At 67.6% G+C, this 479-nt stretch carries 1 protein-coding gene; it reads right to left on the bottom strand.

Annotation, left to right across the window (positions count from 1 at the left end; all coding sequences use genetic code 11):
- Positions 1-479: hypothetical protein (locus tag FLP08_RS16925; protein WP_202912794.1), on the bottom strand; the 479-nt coding region annotated here is incomplete at both ends.

Here is a 479-nt window from a genome sequence, read left to right as displayed (position 1 = left end):
GTCGAAGCCGAGCACGCCGAGGTAGCCGGCGATGTCCAGGCGGCGCCAGGATGAGCCCCAGTCGTCCGAGTAGTACACCGCGTTGGCGGAGACGCTCGCCGGCTCCTCGTCGGGATACAGCCACAGCGGCACTTCGTAGTGGCTCATGGTGTTGGCCAGCAGCACATTCCTGCCCATGTAGAACTCGCGCAGCCCGGAACTGGACGGCAGGGGCCAGAACGGGCTGGGCAGCTTGCCGGTGATCTTCCATTCGAGCGCGTCGCGATCGAGCTCGGCGATCAGCGAGCGCGATTCGTCGGGGTGGTCGAGCACTGCGATCACCCGACCGTCCATGTTCTGTTCCAGGCGCTCGACGGCCACGCCGTCGGTGCGCCGGATCGCGCCCATCTGCCAGCGTCCGCCCTCGCGGCGCAGTTCGGCCTGGGTGGTGACCAATATCGAGCTGGTCAGGTAGCGCCCCTCGGGTGGGCCATAGCGGA

It is taken from the genome of Christiangramia aestuarii, from assembly GCF_009735585.1.
Lineage (GTDB): Bacteria > Bacteroidota > Bacteroidia > Flavobacteriales > Flavobacteriaceae > Christiangramia > Christiangramia aestuarii.
This window is presented reverse-complemented; position numbering and strand designations above follow the sequence as displayed.